Source organism: Paenibacillus hemerocallicola, assembly GCF_006265175.1.
Taxonomy (GTDB): Bacteria; Bacillota; Bacilli; order Paenibacillales; family NBRC-103111; genus Paenibacillus_AB; species Paenibacillus_AB hemerocallicola.
In genome coordinates this window covers 275,704-282,832 of sequence record NZ_VDCQ01000002.1, presented here as the reverse complement: position 1 = coordinate 282,832, position 7,129 = coordinate 275,704, and the positions used below count along the sequence as shown (strand labels likewise).

Below are 7,129 nucleotides of genomic sequence, written 5' to 3'. Positions count from 1 at the left end.
CGAATAGCGCCGGTTTCGGCATTATGTGCCCGATCGGATCGCGGGAAAAGAGATAGAGGTGGGGGTGTAATGTTTAAAAGTTTGTTTCAATTCCGAGTAATTTAATTTGAAAAGTTTGTTATGAAAAGGGAGGTGAGGCGGTATTCGGGCGGGAGATCATCATTGGATATCGAAGGAGCTCCGAAAGCCCGAAAGCCCGAAAGCCCGAAAGCCCGAAAGCCCGAAAGCCCGAAAGCCCGAAAGCCCGAAAGCCCGAAAGCCCGAAAGCCCGGCAGTCGGTCATTCAAGCATTACAAGGAGTAATAGGGGCAGTCATCCAAGCACGACGGAAAGGTCGCAGCATGATTTATCAAATTCGAACAGGCGGTGTCTCATTCATGAAGAAGCTCACGATGGCATTCCATCTTATCCTGCTTACGTCTTTGCTCGCGGCGTGCAGCAAAGACGGGGGCGACGGCGGCAAAACGGCGGACGGAGGCGCGGCCGGCAAAGCCGGGGAAAGCGCCGGCTACAAAAAGCTTGGCGACGAACCGCTGAAGCTGACCTTTTTCAACACGAGCGGGACGTTTCCGGACGTCGAATTCAATACGCTGATCGCGGCTCCGATCAAAGCCAAATATCCGAACGTGACGATCGAACGGATCACGCCGGCGGCGCAGACGACGAACGAGGAGGTGCTGTCGACGTATACGCCGGACATTATTTATTCCTCGTCCTCCTCGCATCAGCGTATTATCCGGACGGGCGCCTACGAGGATTTGCGTCCGCTGATCAAGCTGCACAAGTTCGACGAATCGCGCATCAAGCCGATTTTGTACGATTACATCAAAGAAATTACGAAGGGCAAGGGCGACGCCGTCATCGCCATCCCGTTCAACGCCAACCAGCACGTCCTGTATTACAACAAAGATATATTCGACAAGTTCGGCGTGCCGTATCCGACGAGCAAGCAGCAGACGTGGGACGAAATTCTGGACGCCGCCCGCAAGCTGACCCGGACCGACAACGGCAGCCGCTACATCGGCTTGTCCGTCGACAATTTGACCGGCCTCGCGAAAGGGCTGGGACTGCCGTATTTGGACCGCGAGACGGGCAAGGCGGCGCTGGATACGCCGGCATGGCGGCGCATTTTCGAGCTGAACAAAAAAATATTCGAGCTTCCGGGCTATGTCGCCCCGGACAAAAAATGGAACTATGGCCGCGAGGAGTTTTACAAGGATCAGAAGGTCGCCATGCGTGTAACGTGGCTGGCCAATATGGTCGGTCCGATGGAGGAGCTGCGCCAGCAGGGCGTCGAGTTCAACTGGGATATCGCGCCCGCCCCGAACTTCAGCGATCAGCTGGGCAAGACGCGCGAGGCGCAAATCCACTCGCTGTCGGTCAACAGCAAGAGCAAGCACAAGGACGAAGCGTTCCAGGTCATCGCCGAAATATTGTCCAACGACGGGCAGCGCATATTGGCGCGCAACGGCCGCGTCCCGGCCATCATCAATCCGGAGCTGAACAAGGAATACGGGCTCGACATTCCGGTACTCAAAGGAAAATCGGTGCAAAACGCGTTCGTCGGCGAGCCGCTCCAAGAGCACTATATCCATCCGTACGAGCTGGAAATCGGCAAACGGCTGGAGGAAGCGGCGGCAGATCTCGCGATTAACGGTCTCGACGTCAACTCGGCGATCCGCAAAGCTACCGAGGCGATCAACAAAGACGTAGAAACGCTGAAGACGACGATCGGCAATCCTTAATCGGCAATCGTAATCCAAATTCGATCGATAGGCGGTGCGCTTCCTTATGGCAAAGACAATCTTTACGGTCCATCTGCTGCTGCTGGTTACGCTGCTCGCGGCCTGCTCGGCCGCCGATTCACCCGGCAACGGACAGTCTCCATCGGGGGGCGACGCTGCCGGCGCCTCCTTCAAGAAGCTCGGCGAGGAGCCGATAAAGCTGTCTCTTTATACGACGGGCGCGACGTTTACGGACGTCGAATTCGCCACGATGATCGCGGATCCCATTCGCAAGAAGTATCCGAACGTCACGATCGAGCGAATCCAGTCCGCATCGAACGCAACCGCCACGGAGGTGCTGTCGACGTACACGCCCGATCTTATTTTCGGCAGCCTGCAGCCTACGGTGATCCGAACCGGCGTGTACGAAGACTTGCGCGAGTTGATCAAACGGCACAAATTCGACGAAAGCCGCCTGAAGCCGGTCGGCTACGACTACATCAAAGATATTACGAAAGGCAAGGGGGACGCCGTCCTGGCCATTCCGTTCAATATCAACCAGCACGTTACGTATTACAACAAAGACATTTTCGACAAGTTCGGGGTTCCGTACTTGACCGACAAGCAGCTGACCTGGGACGAAGCGGTCGACATCGGGGCGAAGCTGACGAGAACGGTGAACGGAGTCCATTATGTCGGTCTGGTCGCGGACAATTTGACGGGGTTGGCCAAATCGTTCGAGAATCCGGTGCTCGACCGGCAAACGGGCAATGCGGTCATCGACACGCCGGATTGGCGGCGCCTGTTCGAGCTGCAGAAAAAAATATTCAACACTCCCGGCTACATAACGGCCGACAAGAAGTGGAACTGGACCCGCGACCATTTCATGAAAGATCAGGTGATCGGGATGCGCGTCTCGTGGCTCGCCAACATGGTCGGTCCGCTGGAGGAGCTTCGGCAGCAGGGCGTCGAGTTCAACTGGGATATCGCCCCGACGCCGACTTTTCCCGAGAAGCTCGGCAGCACGCGCGGAGCGCAAATCCATTCGCTCGCGGTCAACAGCAAGAGCAAAAACAAAGATTTGGCGTTCCAGGTTATCGCCGAAATATTGTCGGACGACGGACAGCGCATCATCGCCCGGAACGGCCGCGTTCCCGCGGTCGTCACCCCGGAGCTGCAAAAGGATTACGGGCTCGATATCCCGGTGCTCAAAGGGAAAAACGTGCAGAACGTATTTATCGGCAAGCCGCTTCAGGAGCACTACATTCATCCATACGAATCCGGCATTACAACGCGGCTGACCGAAGCGGCGGAGGACCTGGCCGTCAACGGTCTTGACGTCAACTCGGCGATCCGCAAGGCGACGGAAGCGATCAATAAGGATGTCGCCACGCTGCGCACGACGCTCGGCGATTTTTAATTCAGCGAACAGTCGAAGGAGGAAGGAAACAATGAGTCAATCGGAACGAAAGCTGCATCTTAACGCTTTTTTGTACGGAACCGGCCATCATGAGGCTTCATGGCGGCTGCCCGCCGCGGAGCCGGAGAAGAACACCGATTTCCGGCACGTCCGGACGATAGCGGAGACGGCCGAGCGCGGCTTGCTGGACTCGCTGTTTTTGGCCGACGGGTACGAGGGCCGCAGCAACAGGCTGGAGCCGTTCACGCTGCTGTCCGCGCTCGCCGCCGCAACGAAGCGGATCGGTCTGATCGCCACGGTCGGCACGACGTACAACGAGCCGTTTCACGTGGCGCGCAAGTTCGCCTCGCTGGACCATATCAGCAAAGGCAGAGCCGGCTGGAATATCGTGACCGGAGCGGGGCCGGCGGCCCGCAATTTCAGCCGCGACGAACATCCCGAGCACGACGAGCGGTACCGGACGGCGGAGGAATTCGTAGAAGTGGTCAAGCGGTTGTGGGACAGCTGGGAGGACGATGCCGTCGTGAACGACAAAGCCCGCGGCGTGCATATCGACGAGAAGAAAGTGCACGACATCGACTTCAAGGGCGAGCGCTACAAGGTCAAGGGACCGCTCAATATCGCGCGTCCGCCGCAAGGGAATCCCGTGCTCGTGCAGGCCGGCTCCTCGGAAACGGGCAAAGCTTTCGCCGCCCGATATGCCGAGCTGATTTTTACCGCCCAGCAAACGCTCGGGGAAGCGCAAGCTTTCTACATCGACGTGAAGTCGCGGCTCTCGGCTTACGGCCGTGCGACGGACGAATTGAAGATTTTGCCGGGTATCAGTCCGATCCTGGCGGAGACGGAGGCCGAAGCTCGCGAGATCGAGGACGAATTATTCAGTTTGATCGATCTGGAAGGAGCGGTCCGCAGACTTTCGCAGCGACTGGATATCGATCTGTCCGCTTTCGGTCTCGACGAGCCGCTGTCGGTCGAGGCGGTTCGCGGGACGGAGCATGTGAACGGCAACAAAAGCCGGCATCAGCTCATACTGGACTTGATCCGCAACGAGCGTTTGACGCCCCGTCAGCTGGTGAAGCGGCTCGGCGGTGCGAGGGGACACTTCACGTTTACCGGCACGCCGCTGCAGCTTGCCGACGTGATCGAACACTGGTTCCGCAACGGAGGCGCGGACGGCTTCAATGTGATGCCGCAAGTTTACCCGGGCGGTCTGGACATTTTCGTCGATCGGGTAGTGCCGGAGCTGCAAAACCGGGGACTGTTCCGCACCGAATACGAGGGCGCGACGCTGCGAGAAAACCTGGGTCTGGCCCGGCCGGCCAATAAATATTACCCGTCCGTCGAAACTGCGGGACAAGAGGAGGTGGGAGCATGAGCGAACAGGGCCGGAAAGATCCGCATGTCCATTTGAACGTATTCCTGCGGGTTACGGGGCATCACGCAGGCTCGTGGCGCCATCCCGATGCGCATCCCGAGCTGGAGCTGGATATCGACTACTTGATCGAGCTTACGCGCATAGCCGAGCGGGGCTTGCTCGATTCGGTCTTTCTCGCCGACGGCTACTCGGGCAGAATGAGCAAGCTGGAGCCGTTCACGCAGCTGGCGGCGCTGGCTGCCGCGACCGAGCATATCGGCTTGATCGCAACGGTCGGCACGACGTATAACGAGCCGTTTCACGTCGCCCGCCAATTCGCTTCGTTGGACCATATAAGCGGAGGGCGGGCAGGCTGGAACATCGTGACCGGAGCGGGCTCGGCCGCCCACAACTTCAGTATGGAGGAGCATCCGGTACTGGCGGAGCGTTACGAGTACGGGGAAGAATTCGTCGAGGTGGTGAAGCAGCTGTGGGACAGCTGGGAGGACGACGCGCTTATTTATGACAAAAAAGCGGGCCGTCTCGTCGCACCGGGCAAAGTGCACGAGATCAACTTCAAGGGCGGCAAATATTCGGTCAAAGGACCGCTCAACATTCCCCGCCCGCCGCAAGGGTATCCGGTGCTCGTCCAGGCCGGTTCTTCGGAGGCGGGCAAGGAGCTGGCGGCGAAAACGGCGGAGGTCGTCTTCACGGCGCAGCAGACGCTTGCGGCCGGACGCGAATTTTATGCCGACGTCAAAGGACGGCTGGCCAAATATGGCCGTACCCGCGACGAGCTGGTCATCCTGCCGGGGCTTGCGCCGATTGTTGCGGAGACGGAAGCGGAAGCGAAGGATCTCGAGGAGGAGCTGTTCGGCCTGCTGAACAAGGAGGCGGCGCTTAAGCATTTGTCCCATTATTTTACCGTCGACTTGTCCGAATATCCGCTGGACGGCCCGGTTCCCGTCGACAAGGCGAAGCCTTACGGCTCCATTTCGACCGGAATTTCCAGCCGACACGAGGTCGTCGTCGATGCGGCGGTGCGCGACCGGATGACGATCCGGCAGTTCGTCAACCGAAGCGCTGGAGGGCACGGGCATGTGACGTTTACCGGATCGGTTATCCAGACGGCCGATTTTATCGAGAACTGGTTCCGCAGCGAGGCGGCTGACGGGTTCAATTTGCTCCCTCAGCTGTTTCCCGGCGGACTCGGGATTATCGCCGACAAGCTGATCCCGGAGCTGCAAAACCGCGGTCTTTTTCGGACCGAATACGAAGGCAAGACGCTGCGCGAGAACCTTGGCCTCGTCCGTCCGGCCAATACGCGCCATGCCGTCGTCGGCGGATAAACGGTGCACCTCCGCCGGAACGTTCCGTTCGTGATCGGCGGGACGGAATCGCAGTATCATCATCAACCGAATCGGAAAGGATGCGGTAACCGTGACAAACCTATTAAACGCTGTCGAGCCCGAGTTCGGCTGGTATATGCCGACGAGAGGGGACGGTCCCTATATCGGGGTAAAGCCGGAACGCGCGGTCGATACCGCCTATCTGATCAAAGTCGCGCAAGCGGTGGAGAATGCGGGCTATTCGTTCGCGCTCATTCCGACAGGCGGCGAATGCTCGGATGCGTGGATTATCGGCGCGACGCTGGCCGCGCATACGAAGACGTTCAAGCCGCTCGTGGCGATGCGGCCGGGATTGATCGCGCCCGGCCTTGCCGCACGCATGGGGGCGACGTTGGACGAAGCGACGGGAGGCCGGGCGCTGATCAATATCGTGACCGGCAGCTCTCCGGAGGATATGAAGTCGATGGGCGACCCGCTCGCCTTCGATAAGGATGCGCGTTACGAGCGTACGCTGGAATATATCAAAATCGTCCGCCAGCTGTGGACGAATTCGCACGGCACGGCGAGCAACCGGGCACTGGCCGAATTCGGTACGGTGACCGGCATAGAGCCGGTGAACGTGAGCGGCAACTATTTTACGATCGAGGGCGGGGTCAGCTATCCGCCGACCGTGCAAAAGCCGCATCCTCCATTTTATTTCGGCGGAAGCTCGACCGCCGCGAAGAAGACCGCCGCGGAAATCGCCGACGTCTATTTGATGTGGGCGGAGCCGCTCGACTGGATCAAGGAGCAGATCGACGAAGTGGAGGGATACCGGAAGGAGCTGCAGCGCACGCAAGGGATCGACCGGACGATCCGATACGGCCTGCGCGCCCAGGTCGTCATCCGCGACACGGAGGATGAGGCGTGGGAGGCGGCCAGACGCATTATAAGCAAAATCGATCCGGCCGTTCGCGAAGCATCGTCGGTCCGGCACGCCGAGGCGTTGTCGACCGGCCAGCAGCGGCAAAATCAGGTGCGCGAGCTGGCGGCGGCGAACGATTACGTCATCGGCCCCAATTTCTGGGCGGGATTGTCGATCGTGCGCGGCGGCGGAGCGATGGCCTTTGTCGGCACGCCCGATCAGGTGGCGGACCGTTTTATCGAATATATCGATATCGGGATCTCCTCGTTTATATTATCCGGTTATCCGAACTTGGAGGAGGCGACGATTTCCGGCAACTCGCTTATTCCCGCGGTTCGCCGGAAGCTGCTTGAACGGCAACAGATCCCGCAAGCCTAG

At 59.2% G+C, this 7,129-nt stretch carries 5 protein-coding genes; all 5 read left to right on the top strand.

Going from position 1 to position 7,129, the window contains the following annotated elements; translation table 11 throughout:
• The first annotated feature begins 377 nt into the window (after positions 1 to 377).
• The gene (locus FE784_RS02700) at positions 378 to 1,745 is read left to right on the top strand and encodes an ABC transporter substrate-binding protein (RefSeq protein ID WP_139600568.1); all 1,368 of its coding nucleotides are present in this window, start codon (positions 378 to 380) and stop codon (positions 1,743 to 1,745) included.
• A gap of 46 nt (positions 1,746 to 1,791) precedes the next feature.
• The gene (locus tag FE784_RS02695; RefSeq protein WP_139600567.1) at positions 1,792 to 3,144 is read left to right on the top strand and encodes an ABC transporter substrate-binding protein; all 1,353 of its coding nucleotides are present in this window, start codon (positions 1,792 to 1,794) and stop codon (positions 3,142 to 3,144) included.
• Positions 3,145 to 3,175: 31 nt separating this feature from the next.
• The gene (locus FE784_RS02690) at positions 3,176 to 4,519 is read left to right on the top strand and encodes an LLM class flavin-dependent oxidoreductase (RefSeq protein ID WP_139600566.1); all 1,344 of its coding nucleotides are present in this window, start codon (positions 3,176 to 3,178) and stop codon (positions 4,517 to 4,519) included.
• Complete coding sequence (locus FE784_RS02685) at positions 4,516 to 5,847, top strand: LLM class flavin-dependent oxidoreductase (protein WP_139600565.1); 1,332 nt, start codon at positions 4,516 to 4,518, stop codon at positions 5,845 to 5,847. The genes FE784_RS02690 and FE784_RS02685 overlap by 4 nt, the downstream gene beginning before the upstream one ends.
• 91 nt (positions 5,848 to 5,938) lie before the next feature.
• Positions 5,939 to 7,129 carry an LLM class flavin-dependent oxidoreductase gene (locus tag FE784_RS02680; RefSeq protein WP_246131874.1) on the top strand — a complete coding sequence of 397 codons (1,191 nt, stop codon included), beginning with the start codon at positions 5,939 to 5,941 and terminating at the stop codon, positions 7,127 to 7,129.

What these genes read in the sequence shown, in the direction of transcription:
- FE784_RS02700 (WP_139600568.1), top strand. Translation starts at nt 378, where the DNA reads ATGAAGAAGCTCACGATGGCATTCCATCTTATCCTGCTTACGTCTTTG.
- FE784_RS02695 (WP_139600567.1), top strand. Translation starts at nt 1,792, where the DNA reads ATGGCAAAGACAATCTTTACGGTCCATCTGCTGCTGCTGGTTACGCTG.
- FE784_RS02690 (WP_139600566.1), top strand. Translation starts at nt 3,176, where the DNA reads ATGAGTCAATCGGAACGAAAGCTGCATCTTAACGCTTTTTTGTACGGA.
- FE784_RS02685 (WP_139600565.1), top strand. Translation starts at nt 4,516, where the DNA reads ATGAGCGAACAGGGCCGGAAAGATCCGCATGTCCATTTGAACGTATTC.